This window comes from Burkholderia sp. Ac-20353 (assembly GCF_017104785.1).
Taxonomy (GTDB): Bacteria; Pseudomonadota; Gammaproteobacteria; order Burkholderiales; family Burkholderiaceae; genus Burkholderia.
Genome location: NZ_JAAGPL010000166.1, coordinates 1 through 19,360, shown reverse-complemented (window position 1 = coordinate 19,360; position 19,360 = coordinate 1). Strand labels below are relative to the sequence as shown.

21 protein-coding genes and 3 pseudogenes are annotated in these 19,360 nt (G+C 67.3%); 9 read left to right on the top strand and 15 right to left on the bottom strand.

Translation table 11 applies throughout. The features are described 5' to 3' along the window. Positions 1 to 138, bottom strand: a 138-nt coding sequence (locus tag G3N94_RS31195) for a hypothetical protein (protein ID WP_205797099.1), incomplete at its 3' end; no start/stop codon positions are given. Positions 139 to 200: 62 nt separating this feature from the next. Next, complete coding sequence (locus G3N94_RS31190) at positions 201 to 368, bottom strand: hypothetical protein (RefSeq protein ID WP_205797093.1); 168 nt, start codon at positions 366 to 368, stop codon at positions 201 to 203. A gap of 448 nt (positions 369 to 816) precedes the next feature. On the opposite strand from G3N94_RS31190, the gene G3N94_RS31185 reads away from it, so the two are divergent. Then, on the top strand, positions 817 to 1,113 hold the full coding sequence (locus G3N94_RS31185; RefSeq protein ID WP_205797090.1) for an EthD family reductase: 297 nt from the start codon (positions 817 to 819) through the stop codon (positions 1,111 to 1,113). Positions 1,114 to 1,322: 209 nt separating this feature from the next. On the opposite strand, the gene G3N94_RS42700 is transcribed toward G3N94_RS31185, so the two are convergent. Next, positions 1,323 to 1,550, bottom strand: a complete 228-nt coding sequence (locus tag G3N94_RS42700) for an acyl-CoA dehydrogenase family protein (protein ID WP_346778746.1) — start codon at positions 1,548 to 1,550, stop codon at positions 1,323 to 1,325. A gap of 6 nt (positions 1,551 to 1,556) precedes the next feature. On the opposite strand from G3N94_RS42700, the pseudogene G3N94_RS42695 reads away from it, so the two are divergent. The 4 genes and pseudogenes from G3N94_RS42695 to G3N94_RS31165 all read left to right on the top strand — a co-directional run. Then, a pseudogene (locus G3N94_RS42695) lies at positions 1,557 to 1,661 on the top strand (acyl-CoA dehydrogenase); the annotation flags it as partial. Between the two features lie 95 nt (positions 1,662 to 1,756). After that, the gene (locus tag G3N94_RS31175) at positions 1,757 to 2,785 is read left to right on the top strand and encodes a phosphotransferase family protein (RefSeq protein WP_205797097.1); all 1,029 of its coding nucleotides are present in this window, start codon (positions 1,757 to 1,759) and stop codon (positions 2,783 to 2,785) included. Between the two features lie 229 nt (positions 2,786 to 3,014). Further along, the gene (locus G3N94_RS31170) at positions 3,015 to 3,323 is read left to right on the top strand and encodes a helix-turn-helix transcriptional regulator (RefSeq protein ID WP_205797084.1); all 309 of its coding nucleotides are present in this window, start codon (positions 3,015 to 3,017) and stop codon (positions 3,321 to 3,323) included. 66 nt (positions 3,324 to 3,389) lie between these two features. Next, the gene (locus G3N94_RS31165; protein ID WP_205797082.1) at positions 3,390 to 4,451 is read left to right on the top strand and encodes an alkene reductase; all 1,062 of its coding nucleotides are present in this window, start codon (positions 3,390 to 3,392) and stop codon (positions 4,449 to 4,451) included. A gap of 18 nt (positions 4,452 to 4,469) precedes the next feature. Here the strand turns inward: G3N94_RS31165 and G3N94_RS31160 are convergent, their stop codons facing one another. Further along, positions 4,470 to 4,997: a GNAT family N-acetyltransferase gene (locus G3N94_RS31160; RefSeq protein ID WP_205797080.1), complete on the bottom strand. Its 528-nt coding sequence runs from the start codon at positions 4,995 to 4,997 to the stop codon at positions 4,470 to 4,472. 371 nt (positions 4,998 to 5,368) lie between these two features. Here G3N94_RS31160 and G3N94_RS31155 point away from each other — a divergent pair, with 371 nt between their 5' ends. After that, positions 5,369 to 5,980 carry a LysE family translocator gene (locus G3N94_RS31155; RefSeq protein WP_205797077.1) on the top strand — a complete coding sequence of 204 codons (612 nt, stop codon included), beginning with the start codon at positions 5,369 to 5,371 and terminating at the stop codon, positions 5,978 to 5,980. A gap of 30 nt (positions 5,981 to 6,010) precedes the next feature. Here G3N94_RS31155 and hcaD read toward each other — a convergent pair whose 3' ends face one another. The 5 genes from hcaD to hcaE are packed head-to-tail and all read right to left on the bottom strand — an operon-like array spanning position 6,011 to position 10,309. After that, positions 6,011 to 7,231, bottom strand: a complete 1,221-nt coding sequence (gene hcaD, locus G3N94_RS31150) for a 3-phenylpropionate/cinnamic acid dioxygenase ferredoxin--NAD(+) reductase subunit (RefSeq protein ID WP_241022165.1) — start codon at positions 7,229 to 7,231, stop codon at positions 6,011 to 6,013. A gap of 39 nt (positions 7,232 to 7,270) precedes the next feature. After that, positions 7,271 to 8,083: a 3-phenylpropionate-dihydrodiol/cinnamic acid-dihydrodiol dehydrogenase gene (hcaB, locus tag G3N94_RS31145; RefSeq protein WP_205797075.1), complete on the bottom strand. Its 813-nt coding sequence runs from the start codon at positions 8,081 to 8,083 to the stop codon at positions 7,271 to 7,273. Continuing rightward, positions 8,080 to 8,400, bottom strand: a complete 321-nt coding sequence (hcaC, locus tag G3N94_RS31140; RefSeq protein ID WP_205797073.1) for a 3-phenylpropionate/cinnamic acid dioxygenase ferredoxin subunit — start codon at positions 8,398 to 8,400, stop codon at positions 8,080 to 8,082. Before hcaC ends, hcaB begins: the two co-directional genes overlap by 4 nt. 2 nt (positions 8,401 to 8,402) lie before the next feature. Beyond that, positions 8,403 to 8,954: a 3-phenylpropionate/cinnamic acid dioxygenase subunit beta gene (gene hcaF / locus G3N94_RS31135; protein WP_205797071.1), complete on the bottom strand. Its 552-nt coding sequence runs from the start codon at positions 8,952 to 8,954 to the stop codon at positions 8,403 to 8,405. Next, a complete protein-coding gene (gene hcaE, locus G3N94_RS31130; RefSeq protein WP_205797069.1) occupies positions 8,951 to 10,309 on the bottom strand; it encodes a 3-phenylpropionate/cinnamic acid dioxygenase subunit alpha in 1,359 nt (452 codons plus the stop codon). The genes hcaF and hcaE overlap by 4 nt, the downstream gene beginning before the upstream one ends. Positions 10,310 to 10,433: 124 nt before the next feature. Between hcaE and hcaR the strand changes: the two genes are divergently transcribed. After that, positions 10,434 to 11,345, top strand: coding sequence for a DNA-binding transcriptional regulator HcaR (hcaR, locus tag G3N94_RS31125; protein WP_205797067.1), 912 nt, complete (start codon positions 10,434 to 10,436; stop codon positions 11,343 to 11,345). On the opposite strand, the gene G3N94_RS31120 is transcribed toward hcaR, so the two are convergent. From G3N94_RS31120 to mhpB, 6 genes and pseudogenes are all read right to left on the bottom strand, one after another. Next, positions 11,311 to 12,180 carry an alpha/beta fold hydrolase gene (locus G3N94_RS31120; protein ID WP_205797064.1) on the bottom strand — a complete coding sequence of 290 codons (870 nt, stop codon included), beginning with the start codon at positions 12,178 to 12,180 and terminating at the stop codon, positions 11,311 to 11,313. The two genes, hcaR and G3N94_RS31120, sit on opposite strands and share 35 nt — an antisense overlap. Before the next feature lie 110 nt (positions 12,181 to 12,290). Then, positions 12,291 to 13,529, bottom strand: a complete 1,239-nt coding sequence (mhpT, locus tag G3N94_RS31115; protein ID WP_205797062.1) for a 3-(3-hydroxy-phenyl)propionate transporter MhpT — start codon at positions 13,527 to 13,529, stop codon at positions 12,291 to 12,293. 108 nt (positions 13,530 to 13,637) lie between these two features. Further along, entirely contained in the window at positions 13,638 to 14,651 is a 1,014-nt protein-coding gene (dmpG, locus tag G3N94_RS31110; RefSeq protein WP_205797059.1) for a 4-hydroxy-2-oxovalerate aldolase, read from the bottom strand. Positions 14,652 to 14,663: 12 nt separating this feature from the next. Beyond that, a complete protein-coding gene (locus G3N94_RS31105) occupies positions 14,664 to 15,611 on the bottom strand; it encodes an acetaldehyde dehydrogenase (acetylating) (RefSeq protein WP_205797056.1) in 948 nt (315 codons plus the stop codon). Between the two features lie 8 nt (positions 15,612 to 15,619). Next, positions 15,620 to 16,399 (bottom strand): fumarylacetoacetate hydrolase family protein, encoded by a 780-nt coding sequence (locus G3N94_RS31100; RefSeq protein ID WP_205797053.1) that lies wholly within the window; start codon positions 16,397 to 16,399, stop codon positions 15,620 to 15,622. Positions 16,400 to 16,403: 4 nt separating this feature from the next. Continuing rightward, positions 16,404 to 16,724: pseudogene (mhpB, locus tag G3N94_RS31095) on the bottom strand (3-carboxyethylcatechol 2,3-dioxygenase); the annotation flags it as partial. Between mhpB and G3N94_RS31090 the strand changes: the two are divergent. Together G3N94_RS31090 and G3N94_RS31085 are read left to right on the top strand one after the other, a co-directional pair. Then, positions 16,606 to 17,727: an SLC13 family permease gene (locus tag G3N94_RS31090; protein WP_346778745.1), complete on the top strand. Its 1,122-nt coding sequence runs from the start codon at positions 16,606 to 16,608 to the stop codon at positions 17,725 to 17,727. The pseudogene mhpB and the gene G3N94_RS31090 sit on opposite strands and share 119 nt — an antisense overlap. A 37-nt stretch (positions 17,728 to 17,764) precedes the next feature. Beyond that, positions 17,765 to 19,360 (top strand): annotated as a pseudogene (locus G3N94_RS31085) (hypothetical protein); the annotation flags it as partial.

Below are 19,360 nucleotides of genomic sequence, written 5' to 3'. Positions count from 1 at the left end.
GTTCGCGCCTGTGCCTGCGCCGCTTTGCACGGCCACCGCAAACCCCAGCTTGATCAGTTTCTCGACCACGTCAGGCACGGTCGCTACGCGCCGCTCCTGAGTGGCTGTCTCCAGAGGAACGCCAATCACCAATGTCATATTGTGAATTATCCGTAGTGGCCGTCGCAAGGAATTCGGGCCGGTATTTCAAGTTACCACACTCAAAAGTAACTAAGCCAACCTCGCTGCGTATCGTTGGTCGGACCCAACGCTACGACGAGCAGGCCGACCTGAGTCAATCGCGCCAACGCCGGCACATCCTCAAACAGATCGGACTCCATATCAAATAACGCAATGTCGATGATTGGAGCCTCCGAATCGGATGTCACGATGGCACATCCGTCGAGCGCTGCGCTGCTCCGCGTCGCCTGACGGGTACCTCGCGCCCTTGCCAACCGTATCAGATCCGCTGAGCATATCGAGTGTCGGGGTGTTCTTGAAATTTATCTTTTGAATCGAGCGGCATTCATGCCGTGAATGCCGTGCCGAGCAACAGCGAGGCTGTCACTTCCCGCCCGTCGACGAGAACTGTTGGGCGACAGTACCGCCGTTGTTTCCGACAGAGCAGGCTGCTACACTGCCGCTCGCTTCTTGCGTTCTCCATGAGACCCCCTTACAAAGGGCGTTCTCTTCGTCGCACCGACCATGGCTTCCCCACCTCAGGGAGGCAGGTGCGACATGTGACCGGGCTGTCGAACGCCACAGCCCCTGCTTCCGTTGAAATGTTCACCTGGACCGCATGGCGGCCCTTCCAGCACAATTTCGGCAAGGATAAACATGGCCACACTAATCGTGAGTTACCCCGCAACCGAAGGCAGCAGATTCGATCGGGATTACTATGTTTCGACGCACATCCCGCTTGCGCGTGCTGCATGGAGTACGTTTGGATTGCAATCGGCCGAGGTCCTGTTCCCCTCCGCCGGGCCACAACCCTTCGCGGGGATGGTGATCATGCGATTCAGCGATCAAGCCGCAATCACTGCGGCCCTTTCGTCCCCCAAGACCGCCGAAGTGGTCGGCGACGTGCCAAATTTCACCAATATCGCACCGGCGATCTTCCGCGCAGAGGACTGATCTGGCAGGTTCGGAGCGCCGCCTGAACGATCATGCTTCAGGCGGTGTCCACAACCGGGATGCGGCAGGCGCATAAGCTCGCCCAGTCTATCGGGACAGCCGAGCGCGACCGCTGGAACCGGTTGCACGGTTGTTGCCGACTCGCCGCGATAACGAAGAGCGGACCTCCAACACGACACGACCAGGATTTCCCGGTAAGTGCGAGAGCACTACTGGATCAGCCCTTGCAGCGCCGCTGCGTGTCGACGCACCTGCTCCGGGCCGCCGTACAGGACGCGATCGAGAGCAAGGCGCTTGAACCAGTAATGCAGGCCCAATTCATCGGTGATGCCGATGCCGCCATGGACCTCGATCGCGGTTCGCGCGACGAAGCGTCCCGCGTCACTCATCAACGACTTGGCGTGCGCGGCATACAACGGAGCCTCGTTGGGCGCCACATCGTACGCATTCCGGCGAGCGACGTGCTCGGCGAAGTCGGCAACGGCTTTCGTTATGCGCAGGTGCGCCTCGCGCCCGCCCGCCTCACCCATTGCATGCGCTGGCTCGGCTGGAGCATGGCGCGCAAAATCCTCGCGCAAACACCGGACGCCTCCGCAAGATCACACGCCGCCATTCACGATCCGCGCGAGCACGGAGGCGCGCCATGATGCAGCATGCCGACTTTCCGAGGCTTGACGCCTGGTTCCGCACGCAGGGCCTTGCCGGTTCCGGCGCGATCCGCATTTCCCCGCTGTCGGGCGGCCAATCGAATCCGACGTTCGTCGTCGAGGCCGGACGAAACCGCTATGTCCTGCGCAAGAAGCCGGCCGGGCCGCTGCAACCGTCCGCCCATGCGATCGATCGCGAATATCGCGTGATGCATGCATTGCGCGGCAGCGCCGTTCCGGTTCCCCGCATGTTCGCCTATTGCGACGACACGTCGATCATCGGCACCCCTTTCTACGTAATGGAATACGTCGAAGGTCGGGTCATGATCGATCAGTCGCTGCCAGGCATGACGCCGCAGGCACGCCAGGCAATTTATGCCGGGATGAACCGCGTCATCACGACATTGCATGGCGTCGACGTCGCGGGCGTCGGTCTCGGTGGCTTCGGCAGGACCGGAAACTATTTCTCGCGCCAGATCGGGCGCTGGTCGAAGCAGTGCCGTGAGTCGACGATTCCCGTCGTCCCCGCAATGCGCCGGCTGATGGAGTGGTTACCTGAGCGTATTCCCGACAATGATGAAACGACGCTCGTTCATGGCGACTTTCGCCTCGACAATCTGGTTTTCCATCCGACCGAACCGCGCGTGCTGGCCGTGCTCGATTGGGAACTGTCGACGCTCGGCCATCCGCTCGCCGATCTCGCCTACCATTGCATGAGCTGGCGGATCGCACCGTCGGTCTGGCGCGGCATCGCCGGCCTGCCGCTAGCGACGCTAGGCATTCCTGCAGAAGCCGAATACATCGGACATTACGAGGCGGCCACGGGACGCCGAGCGACAGAACATTGGGATTTCTATCTCGCGTATAACCTGTTCCGGATGGCAGCGATTCTGCATGGCATTGGCGAGCGAGCGGCGCACGGCAACGCAGCCGCCAAAGACGCTGTCGAGACTGCCGCGAAGGCAGCGCCGCTGGCCGAACTCGGCTGGGCTTGCGCACAACAATACGACGCGGGACGTCGCTGAACCTCGTCGCACAGGCAACGACAACGCCCACAAACCCAATCCGCCAGACAAATCCGAAAGCAAATTGAAATTATCTGGCGCAGGCTTGTCCCTCCTGGCTGGTGCGGACTTTTTTGTGCGTCGACAACGGCTATCACCCCCATTGAGAACAATGGCTTCTGGCATATCGTCAAAATCCGATATAAGATTCGCCCATCGACGATGCTTGTATGCCTGAAGAAGTCCCACCATGCCAACTGACCTGGACCTCGACGCGATCCTGAAAGCGCTCGCGAACCCCGTCCGCCGCGACATCCTCGAGTGGCTGCGCACGCCGGGCGCGCATTTCCCGGAGCAGACGCTGCCGTTCGACCATGGCGTCTGCGCGGGGCAGATCGACGCGCGCTGCGGACTGTCGCAATCCACGGTCTCCGCGCACCTCGCGACGCTGCAACGCGCGGGGCTCGTGACATCGACCCGGATCGGCCAGTGGGCGTTCTTCAAGCGCAACGAAGCCGTCATCGACGCTTTTCTCGACGCACTGCGTCGCGATCTCTAGACCCCGTCCCACCCGGCCGGACTGGCCAGCGGATATCACTCCGCCATTCGTGAAGAGGTAATTAGCATGCCTACGTTGTTCGACCCCGTTACTCTCGGCGACCTGACCCTGCCGAACCGTATCGTGATGGCACCGCTCACCCGCGCCCGCGCGGGCGACGTACGCGTCCCCAACGACCTGATGGCCCGCTACTACGCCGAACGCGCGTCGGCCGGCCTGATCATCAGCGAAGCGACGTCGGTTACGCCGCAAGGCGTCGGCTATGCGAGCACGCCCGGCATCTGGTCCGACGAGCAGGTCGACGGCTGGAAGCGCGTGACGCGCGCGGTGCATGACGCAGGCGGCCGGATCGTGCTGCAGCTCTGGCACGTCGGCCGGATCTCCGATCCGGTCTTCCTCGACGGCAACCTGCCGGTCGCGCCTAGCGCGATCGCCGCGGGTGGCCACGTGAGCCTCGTGCGTCCGCAGCGTCCGTTCGTGACGCCGCGCGCGCTCGAGCTCGACGAAATTCCGGGGATCGTCGCCGCGTACCGCAAGGGCGCGGAAAACGCGAAGGCCGCAGGCTTCGACGGCGTCGAGATCCACGGCGCGAACGGCTACCTGCTCGACCAGTTCCTGCAGGACAGCACCAACCACCGCACCGACGCGTACGGCGGCCCGGTCGAAAACCGCGCACGTCTGCTGCTCGAAGTGGTCGACGCGGCGATCGACGTCTGGGGCGCGGGGCGCGTCGGCGTCCATCTCGCGCCGCGCGGCGACGCGCACACGATGGGCGACTCCGATCCGGCCGCGACGTTCGGCTACGTCGCGCGCGAACTCGGCCGCCGCAAGATCGCATTCATCTTCACGCGGGAGTCGTACACGGGCAATCACCTGAGCCCGCGCCTGAAGGAAGCGTTCGGCGGCCCGCTGATCGCGAACGAGAAGTTCTCGCTCGACGGCGCGCAGCAGGTGCTCGAACGCGGCGAAGCGGACGCGATCGCGTGGGGCCAGCTGTTCATCGCGAACCCCGACCTGCCGCGGCGCTTCGAACTCGACGCGCCGCTCAACAAGCCGGTGCCCGAGACCTACTACGCGGAAGGCGAGACGGGCTACACCGACTACCCCGCGCTCAGCGACGCGGCCTGACGGCTGCCCGCCGTGTGTTCATGCGCGCACTGCGCGCCGCATGAACACGCGCTGCGTTTCGTCGAGGCCGAGCGACAGGTGATACGCGCGGATCGCGCGCAGCGCGTCGTCGAGCGTCGCATCATCGATATCGTCGAAACCGAGGCGCCGGTAATACGGCGCGTTCCACGGCGGCGTGCGGAACGTCGACAGCACGATCTCCCCGACTCTGTCCGCTGCCGCACGCTCGGCCACCGTCTCGACGAGGCGCGCGCCGATCCGCTGTCCCGCGTGCGACGGCGCGACATCCAGTTCCTCGAGATACAGCCGCTGCGCATCGAGCAGCCGGTAGAACGCAAACCCGACGCACGTGCGTTGCGCATCGAGCGCCACATACGCACGGCCCGCGTCGATGCGCACGCGCACGGCCGCCGCATCGGTCGGTTCGGCGTCCGCGATCTCCGGCATGCCGATCGCGCGAAACCGCTGGGCGGCGGCGAGTTCCACTGCAGCCATCGCGGCGGCGTCGTTCGGAGTAGCAAGGCGGATCGTGACAGGAACGGTCATCGCGTCAGGGGGTAGGCAAGCGGGAACGCTCGTCACTATAATCGAAACTTCATATGTTTCGAGAACGCTTCGCCCTCGAGGTTCCCATGACATCGTCCGCGCTCGCCACCGCCCTTCCCGTCTCCGCCGGCACGACCGGCCGGCGCACCGGCGCACGCGTCCGACGATGCGAACGTTCAACGCCGCGGCGCCCCGCGCGTCACGCATAACACCCGACAACCCGCGCGCAAATCAGAACGCAGAGTTCCGCGCGCCCGGTTCGGGCGGCGCGGAACACAGTCTGTCGCGGGACGTTTTCCCTGCAGTTGGGCCCGCACATTTCCCGCCGGCCGCCTGATCATCCATTGAGCATCTTACGGAGCCACCTATCCATGAGCGCCTCCAGTCTCGTTGCATTCGCGATCGCGCTGTTCGTACTGGCCGGCACACCGGGCCCGAGCGTGGCCGCGCTCGTCGCGCGCGTACTCACGAACGGCTTCCGCGACGTGCTGCCGTTCCTCGTCGCGATGTGGATCGGCGAAGCCGTCTGGCTGACCTGCGCGGTGGGCGGCCTGGCGGTGGTCGCGCACACGTTCGCGACCGGGTTCTACGTGCTGAAGCTCGTCGGCGTCGGCTATCTGCTGTTCCTCGCGTGGAAGATGTGGACCGCGCCGACCGACCCCGCAGCGGACGACATTCCGCGTGGTCAGTCGCCGTGGCGCATGTTTGCCGCGGGCCTGCTGGTGACCCTTGGCAATCCGAAGATCGTTCTCTTCTACCTCGCGCTGCTGCCGACCATCATCGATCTGTCGCACGTCGATGCGCTCGGCTGGGCCGAACTCGTTGCAACGATGCTCGCGGTGCTGATCGTGTCGGATTGCGCGTGGTCCTTCGTCGCAATGCGCGTCCGCAAGTTCATCCTGACACGGCGCGCGATGAAGATCGCGAATCGCACGAGCGCTGCCGCGATGGCCGGCGCGGCCGTCGCGATCGCGACGCGGTGAGCGGCGCGGGCTGCCCGCCCGCTACATCTGCTATGCGCCTTTCGCGAGCGCGCGCAAGTTCTGCCCGGGATCGCTCAGCAGGTCCGGCGCGAGCGCCGCGCGGCGCTCGATCAACGTGCGGATGCTGCGCATGTCCTGCCCGCGATTGAGCGTGACGCCCGCCGTCAGCACGCCGTTGCGCAACCCGAACAGCGCACACGCCGACGCAGCCAGATCGCCGCGCACGATCCACTCGTCCGCCGCCATGTCCCCCGCGAACTGCACGTTCACGCCGCACTGATCGCTCCAGAACCACGGCACGTGCCGTGCGTCGTCGGGCTCGCCGAGCATCGCGGCCGCGGCCCGTGCGGCCTGCCGGTTCGCGTTGTCCCAGCTTTCGCGGCGCACGTGTGCGCTGGTCTGCGCATCGTATTCGGCCGCGTTGTCGCCGGCAGCGTAGATGTCCGGATGCGAGGTCCGGCACGCGCGGTCGACGAGGATCGCGCCGTCCGTTCGCAAGCCCGCATCCCGTGCGAGCGCGGTGTCGGGTTCGACGCCGATTCCGTAGACGATCGCATCGCCGCGCAACACCTTACCGTCAGCCAGCGTCAGCGCGAACGTGTCGCCGTCCCGCGACGCATCGACGAGCCGCCGCCCCGTCAGCACGTCGACGCCGCGCGCACGATGCAGCGCACGCAGATGCGCGCGCACCAGCGGCGGCGCGCAGCGTTCCATCACGTCGGCGCCCTGCTCGATCACCGTCACGCGCGCGCCGAGTTCGACCGCGCTCGACGCGAGCTCCATGCCGATCACGCCGCCGCCGACGATCAGCACGCGCGCGCCTCTCCGCAGCACGTGGCCGAGCGCCTGTGCATCGTCGAGCGTGCGCAGCGTGTGCACGCAATCGCCAAGGCGATCGAGCATCGGTAACCGGCGCACCCGCGCGCCAGTCGCGAGCAGCAGCTTGTCGAAGCCGAGCGACGTACCATCGCCAAGGGCCAGCCGGCGCTGCGCCGGATCGATTGTGGCGACGCGCGTGCCGAGCCGCAGCTCGATCCGCTGCTCGTCGTAGAACGATGCGGGGAACAGCGCCACGCGCGCGTCGTCCGGCTTCAGCAGCACGTCCTTCGACAGCGGCGGCCGCTCGTATGGCAGATGCGGTTCGTCGCCGATCAGCACGATGCGCCCTTCGAAGCCGCGGCGCCGCAACTCGGCCGCCGCAGTCGCGCCGGCCTGCCCGGCGCCCACGATCACGCAATCGGCCGTCGTCATCGCATCGCTCCGGCCCGCGCATCGCCGCTCATGCACGCGTCACACATGCAGACCTCCGGCGACATGACGAATCCCGCGTATGCCGAGCCCCGCGTCGGCCTGGATCATCACCCCCGACAGCGTCCGGTTGTTCGCGCGCGACGCGAGCAGCACGAACGGCCCCGTGAAATCGTCCGGTGCCGGAAAGAACTGCAGCGGCAGGATGCTCGCGATCGCCTCCGGCGTGCGCGTATCCATGATGCGCTGCTGCGACTGCCCGAGCGCCTCCGGGCCGCGCAGGTCGCTCGCCATCCCGCACGGCGCGACGCCGTTCACGCGCACGTGCGGCGCGAGTTCGTACGCGAGCTCGCGGATCAGGCCGGTCGCCGCATGCTTGCTCGCCGTGTACAGCGGTCCGCCGCCGCCCGGATAGAACGCCGCATTCGACAGCGTGAAGATCATGCTGCCCTTCGACGCGACAAGCGCGTTCGCCGCCGCTTTCGCGCCGAGCAGGTAGCCCTTCACGTTGACCGCGAACAGCTCGTCGAAGCCCGCGTCGAGCTGCTCGGGCGACAGGCCGAGCAGGCTCGCGCCGTGATCCCACAGCGCCGCATTGCCGACGAATGTATCGAGCTTGCCGAAGCGCGCGACGGTCGATTCGACTGCACGCCGGTTGTCGTCATAGGCGCGCACGTCGCCGTGCACGACCTCGATATCCGGGCCGAACCGCGCGCGCAGCGCGTCGGCCTTCTCCGCCGACCGTTCGAGCACGCCGACGCGCGCGCCTTCCGCGAGAAAGCGTTCGACGAGCGCGAGCCCGAGGCCCGACCCGCCGCCGGTAATCAATGCGACTTCACCATCGAGCCAGCTCATGCCACCTCCGGTTCTTCGACGTAAAGCGTGCCCGCGTCGACGACGACCGGGAACGTGCGCAACGCATCCGTCGCGGGCTGGCACAGCGCCGCGCCGGTCTTCAGGCAAAAGCGCGCGGCGTGCAGCGGACATTCGACGGTCGCGTCGTCCTCGACGTAGCCGTCCGACATCGACGCGTTGCCGTGACTGCACTGGTCCGACAGCGCATAGAACGCGCCCTGCACGTGAAACACCGCGATCGCGCCATGCGCGCCGGCCACCCTGGTTGCGTCACCGTCGGCGAGCGCGTCGACGGGGCCTACGAGAATTCGAGCCATGATCAGAAAAGCACACTGAGGTTATGGGAAGACAGCACCGCCTGGTCGAGCACGATCTCGCGGCGGCACAGTTGCCAGCCGGCGACGTCGTCGGTGCGCCGCAGGCGGTCGCGCCGCGCGCCGACATAGAACGTCTCGTCGCGCTCCTTCTGCGAGCGATACAGCAGGTAGTTCACCTGCACGTCGTATTCGCCCGATTCGCTCGATTCGCCGGCAGGCTCGACCCGCACGTTCGCGATCAGGTGGCGCGTGCGCGACGGCGGCTCCTCGGCCCACGCCATGCCCGTCTCGAGCCGCGCGATCCGGCGTTCGAGCTGCGCCTTCGTGTCGTTGAAGATCCAGGTCGTCGGCGGCTGCACGCCCTTGCGGCGGTCGCGCGTCTGCGCATTGACGGTCGTGCGCATCGTGTACGCCACGTCGTCGCTCAGCAGTGCGAGCCAGTCGCGAAAACGCCATGCGTCGAGGCATTCGGCCTCGCGATACAGGAACTGCGTGATGTCGTGATGCAGCGCGAGCGTCACGGGCGCGCATTCGATCGTCGCGATATCGCTCATTTCAGCAACTCCTGTTCGTATTCGCGGGTGCGCTGCTCGACCTCGTCCCAGGTCTCCGACAGCAGCAGGTCGGCCCAGCGGCGATACATGCCGCGCGCGGCCGTCTCCGAGAAGATGTAGTTCGTGATGCCGGGAATCCCGTCGCCGCGCACGCGCTCGCCGCCGAGCCCCATTTCCATGCAGAGCTGCGTCTTGCGCGCGCGGCTGCCGCGCAGCACCTTCTGCACCTCGACCCAGTTCTCCGAATCGTCCTGCTCGAGAAAGCCGGCCGGGCCGAACGCCCGCGTCGCGCTGCGCTCGAATGCGGCCTTCACGTCGTCGGACGCCTCCTTGTCGGCGATGCAGAACGCCCACACCTCGACCTGGTTCGGGCCGCGCGGATGCCACACGCGCAGCGTCGCGGTGCCGTTCAGCCAGGACATCGTCGGGAACAGGTTGTTGTGGCCCGCGAGACGACGCGCGCGCACTTCACCGACGCGCGCTCTCGCTTCGTCGTACGTATCGCGGAAGTACTGCGACACCTCGCCGTCGACCCACACGTTCGCGTCCGGCTGCTCGGTGAAGAAGAAGCCGCTGCCGTGCCCGGCCTGCCCGTACTGCAACGCATCCTTCGCGGTCTCCCACACGGGGCGCGCGGTCTGCCCGGCGCCGAGCGCCTTGCCGTCGCCGCTGCCCGCCTTCGCACCGAGCACCTCGACCGCCGACGCATGCGAAAACAGCGCGTGATACTGGTCGCTCGCAAACTGTTCGGCCGGGAATTTCCAGTTGCAGTCGATCACCCACTTGTGCACGCCGCCGACAATCTCGGTGCCGCCCGCACGGCGATCGAGCACGCCGTCGAGATACCACGCGATGTCGCCCATATACGTGTCGAGATCGGGCGCGTCTGCATCCCAGTTGCCGAACACCAGCCCCTTGTAGATCGCGATGCGCGTCACTTCCTGCAGCCCCAGATGCTGTTTGCAGAGGCCCTGCGGAAACGCCCGCTGCTCGAGCGGCACGTCGATCAGCGCACCGTCGGTGCCGTACGACCAGCCGTGATACGGGCACGTGAACGAGCGCGTGTTGCCGGAATCGGCAAAGCTCACGCGCATCGAGCGATGCCGGCACTGGTTGAGGAACGCCTTCACGGAGCCGTCCTTCTGCCGCACGACGACGACCGGGTCCTCGCCCATATACGTGTTGAAGAAATCGCCGGCGTTCGGAATCTGGCTGACGTGCGCGAGGAACAGCCAGCAGCGGCCGAAGATGCGTTCGAGCTCCAGCGCGTAGATCGCCGGGTCGGTGTAGATCGACGACGTCACGCGGCCATTGCGCGCATCGACGAGCGCGTCGATATCAAGCTTCTCTGTCATTTGCGTCTCCTCCGTGGCACCATCCGTTCCATACGGACAGGCTCGACACGATGATCGTCGGCCGCGCGTTCGTTGTGAAATAGTTTGTTTGTTTGCCGTTAGACGTTTTGACGATCACATCTGAATGGAACTCCGACACCTGCGCTATTTCGTGGCCGTCGCCGACGAGCTGAACTTCACGCGCGCCGCGCAACGGCTGCACACCGCGCAGCCTTCACTGAGCCAGCAGATCCGCGATCTCGAGGACGAGATCGGCACACAGTTGCTCGAACGGTCGAAGCGCAAGGTGGAACTGACGGAAGCGGGCCGCGTGTTTCTCGCGGAAGCGCGGCTCGTGCTCGCGCAGGCCGATCGCGCGGTCGCGCGCGCACGGCAGGCGGGCCGCCAGCAGGCGCTGACGGTGAAGATCGGGTTCGTGCCCGCGGCCGAACTCGAGATCTTTCCGGCGATCCTGCCGAAGCTGCGGATGCAGTTCCCGGGCGTGCATGTGGAGTTGCGCAGCCTGCCGACGATGGAGCAGGAAGACGCGCTGCTGCGCGGCGACATCGACATCGCGTTCATGCGCCGGCCCGTGCATGCACCGGGCCTGCACGCGGAAGTCGTGCTGACCGAGCCGCTCGTCGTGCTGATGCCGGCCGGCCACCCGCTCGCCGCGCATGCGCAGGTCGAGCCGGCGATGCTCGACGGCCAGCCGTTCATCCAGACCAACCCCGCGTATGCGGGCCAGCTGTACGACATCGTCGGGCGATACTTCGCCGATCATCGGATCCAGCCCGACGTCGTGCAGGTCGCGACGAACATCCTGCTGAACCTGAACCTGGTCGGCATGGGGCTCGGCATCGCGCTGCTGCCGGCCTATGTCGATGCGCTCGCGGGCGATTCGATGTGCTGCCGCCCGCTCGCACCGCCCGCGCCCGACATCGACCTGCTGATGGTCACGCGCGCGGAAGCGCATTCGCCGGAGCTCGACGCGCTGATCGACCTGATGCGCCGCGCGCCGTTCAAGCGCCGAGGAACTCGAGCACCATCCGGTTGAACTTCTCCGCGTGCTCCCACTGCGCCCAGTGCCCGCAGCGGCTGAACACATGGAACTCGGCGTTCTGCATCCCCCACACGAGGCGCAGGCCGACATCGAGCGGCACGAAGCGATCATCGCGGCCCCAGATCACGAGCGCCGGCGCGGCAATTTCGCCGAGGCGCGGGCCGTAGTCGGTGAACTGCTTCGGATTCGCAGCGAGACTCTTCACGAAGTTCTCGAGATGGTCGCGGCGCGCGAGGATGTTCGCGAGGCGCGCCTGCATCAGTTCGTCGGTCAGGCTGCTCGTGTCGTACACGAAGATGTTCAGCATCTGCTTCAGGTTGTCGAGCGTCGGCTCGCGGTACACCTTCTGCAGCAGCTTGATGCCTTCGGTCGGCATCGGCACGAACTGGCTCGGGCCGCCGGTGCCGCCGCCCATCAGCACGAGCTTGCCGACCTGCTGCGGATACAGCAGTGCGAACGCGACCGCGCTGTGGCCGCCCATCGAGTTGCCGACGATGTGCACGCGTTCGAGGTCGAGCGCATCGAGCAGCGCCTTCAGCGCGCGCGCGTTCAGCTCGGAGCGCGACCCCGTGTTGACGATCGTGTCGCTCTTGCTCCAGCCCGGGCAGTCGAGCAGCAAGACGCGATAGCCGGCGTCGACGAACGCGCCGACGTTGCGGTGGAAGTTCGCCCAGCCGCTCGCGCCGGGCCCGGAGCCGTGCAGCATCACGACCGTGTCGCGGCCCTGCCCCGCGTCGTTGTAGTGCAGCTTCAGATCGTGCTCGCCGACCTTCACCTGCACGAACCGGCTCGTGCCTTCTTCCGTCAATGTGTGTGCGTGCTGCGTCATGTCGTCCCTCGTTCGTTCATGCATCGATCATGCGGATGCGCACCTGCGCATCCGCCACTGAAATCGCGAAGCGGCGCGCTGTAGCCGCTTCGTTTCCCGAAATAAAATCGCTACTGCGCCGCCAGTGCCAGTTCACCCGCCCGATCGCGCGCGACGACCGTCAACGCGGACAGCGCCGCGACGACGACGAGCGGAATGCTCGACGCCATCAGCATCGTCGTGCTCTCGCCGAGCGCGAGGAGTTGTCCCGCGACGAACGGCCCGAGGATCGAGCCGAACCGCCCGACCGCGACGGCCGCGCCAACCCCCGTGCCGCGCATCCGCGTCGGATAGATCGCACTTGCAAGCGCATACAGCACCGACTGCCCGCCGACCAGGAACAGCCCGCACAGCAGCGCGCCGCCGGCGAGCCACGCGGCATCCCGCGCGCCGGTCAGCAACGCGAGCGCGCACGCGATGCCGACATACATGCCGACCACCGTGCGGCGCCGCCCGATACGGTCCATCAGGCTCGCGATGCCGATCGCGCCGAGCCCGCCGCCGACGTTGAACATCATCTGCACGAAGCTCGACTGCGCGTGCGTGAGGCCGCGCGTCATCACCATCGACGGCAGCCAGTTGAGCAGGAAATACAGCACGACGAGCGTGCCGAGATAGCTGACCCACAGCGCGGCCGTCGTCGCGGCGCGGCCTTCGCCCCACAGCGCATGCCCGACGCCCGCTTCGCCCACATCGACCATTTGCGCCGCATCCGTGCGCGCCGCGACGAACTGCGCCGACTCGTTCAGCCACAGCGCGAGCAGCGGCAGCACCAGCAGCGGCCCGATCCCGCCGACGTAGAACACATGCCGCCAGCCGGCCGGGTCGGTGCTGAATACGCCGATCGCGGCACCAAGCGCCGCACCGAACGGCATCCCGCAGTACATCGCGCCGACCGCCGTGCTGCGTTGCTGCGGCGCCGCCGCTTCCGAGCACAGCGCGATCAGGTTCGGCATCGCCGCGCCGAGCCCGAGGCCGGTCAGGAAGCGCGCGGCGAGCAGGCTGTCGAAGTTCCACACGCGCGTGGTCGCGAGCGAGAACACGCCGAACAGCGCGACCGACAGCAGCAGCACGCGCTTGCGGCCGAGCCGGTCGGCGAGCCGCCCGCCGAATGCCGCGCCCGGCAGCAGGCCGAGCGCGCCGACGCCGAACGCCCAGCCCATCTGTGCGGCGCCGAGCGCGAATTCATGCGCCATCCGTGGCGCGGCGATGCCCGCCGATTGCAGGTCGAGTCCTTCGAGCAACGCGACCAGCAGACATAAGCCGATCGTGCGTGTGCCGCCAGCGCGGTCATGTACCGATGTGTTCACGAAAAGTCTCCAATATGAGGTTGCATCGCTCTTTGCGGCGATGTCGATGAAGATGCGGCGTTCGAACTTGCGCTGCGAAGGGCCGCGCCGCGGTAGCCCTGCGCGGCGTCAGCCGTGCGCGCGCTTGAGGTCGAGCGCGACGTCGACGATCATGTCCTCCTGTCCGCCGACCATCCGGCGGCGGCCGAGCTCGACGAGGATGTCCACTGTCTTCAGCCCGTACTTGTTCGCGGCCGCTTCCGAATGGCGCAGGAAGCTCGAATACACGCCCGCGTAGCCGAGCGCGAGCGTCTCGCGGTCCACGCGCACCGGACGGTCCTGCAGCGGGCGCACGATGTCGTCGGCCGCGTCCATCAGCGTGTAGAGGTCCGTGCCGTGGTTCCAGCCGAGACGCCCGGCCGCCGCGATGAACACTTCGAGCGGCGCGTTGCCGGCGCCGGCGCCCATGCCGGCGAGGCTCGCGTCGATCCGGTCGCAGCCCTCCTCGACCGCGACGATCGAGTTCGCGACGCCGAGGCTCAGGTTGTGATGCGCGTGGATGCCCGTCTGCGTATCGGGCTTCAGCACGGCCTTGATCGCACGGAAACGATCGCGCACGTCGTTCATGTTGAGCGCGCCGCCCGAATCGACGACATAGATGCAGGTCGCGCCGTAGCTTTCCATCTTCTTTGCCTCGACGGCGAGGTTCTCCGGCGTCGTCATATGGCTCATCATCAGGAAGCCGACCGTGTCCATGCCGAGCGCGCGTGCATATTCGATGTGCTGCTTCGAGATGTCCGCTTCGGTGCAGTGCGTCGCGACGCGCACGACGCGCGCGCCTGCGTCGTACGCGGCCTTCAGGTCGTGGATCGTGCCGATGCCCGGCAGCAGCAGCGTCGCGATCTTCGCGTGCTCGACGACGTCGGCCACCGCCTCGATCCATTCGAGATCGCTGTGCGCGCCGAAGCCGTAATTGAAGCTCGAGCCCTGCAGGCCGTCGCCGTGCGCGACCTCGATCGAATCGACCCTGGCGTTGTCCAGTGCCCGCGCGATGTCCTGCACGTTCGTGATCGAGTATTGATGGCGAATCGCGTGGCTGCCGTCGCGCAGCGTCACGTCGGAGATATAGAGTTTCTTGCTCATCGGGAAGCTTCCTTACGCGTTCACGCGTTGCATCGATTGCGCGATGCGCTCGGCGGTCGCGAGCGCGGCGGACGTCATGATGTCGAGGTTGCCGGCATACGCGGGCAGATAGTGCGCGGCGCCTTCGACCTCGATGAAGATCGACGTCTTCAGCCCGCTCACGCGGCCGAGGCCCGGGATGTTCAGCGGCGCGGACACGGGAATCTCGTCGAACTGCACGGCCTGCTTCAACCGGTAGCCGGGCACGTACGCCTGCACCGCGCGCGCCATCTGTTCGACCGACGCGGCGATCTTCTCGTGATCGGCCGGCTCGGACAGCACGTACACGGTGTCGCGCATCAACACCGGCGGCTCGGCCGGGTTCAGGATGATGATCGCCTTGCCGTGCGCAGCGCCGCCGACCACCTCGATCGCCTTCGACGTCGTCTCGGTGAATTCGTCGATGTTCGCGCGCGTGCCGGGCCCGGCCGACTTGCTGCTGATCGACGCGACGATCTCCGCGTAATGAGCCTTCGCGACGCGCGACACGGCCGCGACCATCGGAATCGTCGCCTGGCCGCCGCAGGTGACCATGTTCACGTTAGGTGCGTCGAGATGCGCGTCGAGGTTGACGACCGGCACGCAGTACGGACCGATCGCCGCGGGCGTCAAGTCGATGCAGCGGATGCCGGGCTTCAGCGTGCGCAGGAACGCATCGTTCTTCACGTGCGCGCCGGCCGACGTCGCGTCGAACACGAAGTCGATATCGTCGAACCCGGGCAGCCGCGCGAGGCCTTCGACGCCTTCGTGCGTCGTCGCGACGCCAAGGCGCGCCGCGCGCGCGAGGCCGTCCGACGCCGGATCGATGCCGACCATCGCGGCCACTTCGAGATGCAACGCACGCCGCATGATCTTGATCATCAGGTCGGTGCCGATGTTGCCCGAACCGATGATCGCGGCCTTGAGTTTCTGAACGCTCATGGAAATCCTCATTCGTTGAAGGTGGCGCGCACGCTGCCGAGGCCGGCGATCTGCGCGGTGAACGTGCCGGGCTGCGTGACCGCGACCATCGGGCCGAGCGCGCCCGTCAGGATCACGTCGCCCGCGCGCAGCGGCGTGCCGAGCCGCACCATCCGGTCGGCGAGCCACGCGGCCGCGTTCAGCGGATTGCCGAGGCATGCGGCGCCGCTGCCGCGCGACAGCACTTCGCCGTTCGACGCGAGCGTCATCTCGCAGCCGGCAAGATCGACGTCCTTCAGCGGCACGGGCCGGCTGCCGAGCACGAACAGCGCGCTCGACGCGTTGTCCGCGACGGTGTCGACGAAGCGGATGTTCCAGCCCGCGATGCGGCTGTCGACGACTTCGATCGCCGCGAGCGCATACGCGGTCGCGCGCTGCAGGTCGGCGAACGTGTGCTTCTCGTGCACGAGGTCGTGCTCGAGCACGAGCGCGATTTCCGCTTCGACCTTCGGCTGGATCAGCCGCGACAGGCTCATCGGTTCGGCATCGCCGTAGGCCATCGACGTGAACAGCGTGCCGAAGTCGGGCTGGTCGACGCCGAGCTGCTGCTGCACCGCGAGCGAGGTCAGGCCGATCTTGCGGCCGACCACGCGTTCGCGCCGCAGCGCCGCGTTGGCCTGCTGGATCGCGTACGCGTCTTCGGCGTTCTGCTCGCCGATCTCCGCGCGCAGCGGTTCGATCGGCGCGCGTTCGCGTTCGGCGCCGCGCAAGCGAGCGGCCAGTGCGGCGATGTGTTGCGGGGTCAGCATGTGTTCACTCCTTGTCTGTCGATCGCGGCGCGGGCTCGCCCGCAGACCAGCCGTGCATGGCGGCAAAGCCCGCGATCCATTCTGGAATCGGGCGGTAGAAATCCCGCACCGCGTGATACGGGCCCGCGGCCGCCAGCGCCGCGAACGCGGCGACCCACGCGCGGATCTCGTGCGCGGACTTGCCGCCGTCGCGCGTGATCGCATCGTTGGTCATCCCGTCGACGGCCTTCAGGTCGCCGCTTGCGAGCACGTCGAGAAAGGCCTGGTCCCATTCGGGATTGAGCGCGTGCAGCGGGCTGTCGCCGGCCGCGAACGCGCGCGCGGCCACGCTGCTGCCGGTCACGAACGGCATCGTCCGGCTGTTCGGCGATTCGCCGCGCGAGCGTGCCGCCAGAAAGGCGATCGTGATCCAGACGCTCGTGTACGGCGCGATGATCAGCGGGATGTGCATCCTGACAGCGCACCTGCCGAACCTGGTCGTCGCCGGCTTGCTCGAGAAGCAGCTCGGCATCCGGATTTCGTATCTCACGTGGCTCAAGCTGCAGTGGCCGTACCTCGGGATGTTCGCGATCACACAGTGCTGGGTGCAGTTCTACTTCCGCTCGCGCGCGGTCGCGATTCCCGGCGGCTCCGGCGCGATCACGGCGATTCGCCGCGCGCAGCCGCCCGCGGTGCGCAACGACTGGACCGTGCTCGCACTGTTCGCGGCCGTCGCTGCGTTGTGGGCGACCGAGCCGCTGCATCACCTGCCGTCGGAAATCGTCGCGCTGCTCGCGCTCGCGCTGCTGTTCGCGCCGGGCGTGCTGCGCTTCGGCTGGGCCGAAATCGAGCAGCGCACGATCTGGGGCACGCTGTTCCTGCTGGCCGGCGCGCTGTCGTTGTCGGCCGCGATCAGCGCGTCGGGGCTCGCGAACTGGGCGGCCGATCACATCTATGCGGCCGCGCAGGGGCACGGCTGGTGGCTCACGATCGCGATCGTGATGCTCGGCACCCACGTGATCCGCATCGGCATGTTGTCCAACGTCGCGGCCGTCACGATGATCGCGCCGATCGCACTCGCGCTGGCGCCGCGTCTCGGGCTGCATCCGGTCGCGTTCACGATGCTCGTCAGCGACACCGACAGCTTCGCGTATCTGCTGCCCACGCAGATCACCGCCGGCGTGATCGCGTACAGCAGCGGTGCGTTCTCCACAGCCGACTATGCGAAGGTCGGCGCGGTGTCGGTGCTGATCGCGATCGTCTACGGCCTGTGCGTGATCGCACCGTGGTACGCGTGGCTCGGCGTCCCGGTCTGGGATCCGGCCGCCCCCTGGCCGTTCGCGCATTGAAGCGCGCCGCTTCCTCTCGACATTTCACGGACAACGCATGAACGAAGCCAACGACGCCCCCGACACCCCCGACACCCCCGACACCATCGAAGCACGCGCCGCCGCGCTGCGCGACCGGCTCGGCCCGCACATCGCGCCGGCGGGCCTGTACGAACGCCACAAGCGCCTGCCGTTCGCGGGGCGCGTGCGCTGCAACGTCGCGCGCGTCGAAGCGGGCGACTGGAGCGAGATCGTGCTCGACTACGAAGTCGGCTCGTCCGGCATCGCCGACGGCGGCTGGCTGAAGGCGACCTTCAAGTTCTACTCGGACTGGGCGCTGTTCCAGACGAGCGACCCGAGCGCCGCCAACTACATCAGCGCCGAATACCAGGCGGCGCCGCTCGTGCACGGGCAGAGCCCGGCCACGGTGCAGGCGCTGAACGTGCGCTTCGACCAGAAGGGGCACGAGCGGCCGTTCCAGAAGGCGGTGATCGTCGACATCGTCGACGGCTACGTGAATGCCGGCGATCGCATCGTGATCCGTCTCGGCGACCGCCGCCGAGGCCCCGGCACGCGCGTGCAGACGTTCGCCGAGGACAACTTCCGGTTCCGGCTCTACGTCGATCCGCTCGGCACGTCGCGCTTCGTCGCGGTGCCCGGCGACGTGTCGATCGACATCCGCGCCGGCGCGCCGTCCGACGTGCTGCTGAACGGCCCGCGCTTCGTGCGGCCCGGCACGCGCGCGCCGTTCCGGCTGTCGCTGCAGGACCGCTGGGGCAATGCGTGCCGCGATGTCGGCGGCACCGCGCGCGTGGTCGCGTACGACGCACGCGGCGCAGCCGTCTACGATCGCGACCACGCGCTGCCGGATGCGGGGTTCGCGACTTGCGCGGTCGACGACCTGCCGGTCGACGCAGGCACACTGCGCATCGTGGCCGACGTGCCAGCGCGCCCGGACGTGCGCGCCGCGCACGCGTGGCTCACGGTCGACGCAGCGCTGCCCGCGCCGCGCGCGCTATATGCGGATCTGCACGTCCATGCACACGACACGGTCGGCACCAACAGCCCCGAGTACAACGCACGCTATGCGCGCGATATCGGCGGCATCGACGTGCTCGGCTACACGGCGAACGATTTCCAGATCACCGACGAGAACTGGCAGCTCGGCGTCGACGCGGTCGAACGCTTCAACGAGCCCGGCCGCTTCGTCGTCTATCCGGTACAGGAATGGTGCGGCAGCTCGACCGCGGGCGGCGACCACAACGTCGTGTTCCTCGGCGATACGCGGCCGGGTTTTCCATACAACGCGCGCGGCGAGCACAACCGCACGCTCGTTTGGAACGAGGACATGAAGGGCAACGCGGTCGAGCTCGGCCGCTGGCCCGTCGAGGAGCTGTGGGACGCGTATGCGGACGACGCCACGCAGCATCTCGTGATGCCGCACGTGGGCGGCCGCCGCTACATTCCGGACTGGCATCACCCGGAGCTCGAACGACTCGTCGAGATCGCATCGTCGTGGGGGCATTTCGGCTGGCTGTACCAGGACGTGATCGCGCGCGGTTACCGGCTCGGCGTGGCCGCGAGCGGCGACGAGCATCGCGGCCGGCCGGGCGGCGGCGCGCCGGGCGTGCAGGTGTTCGGCGTGCACGGCGGG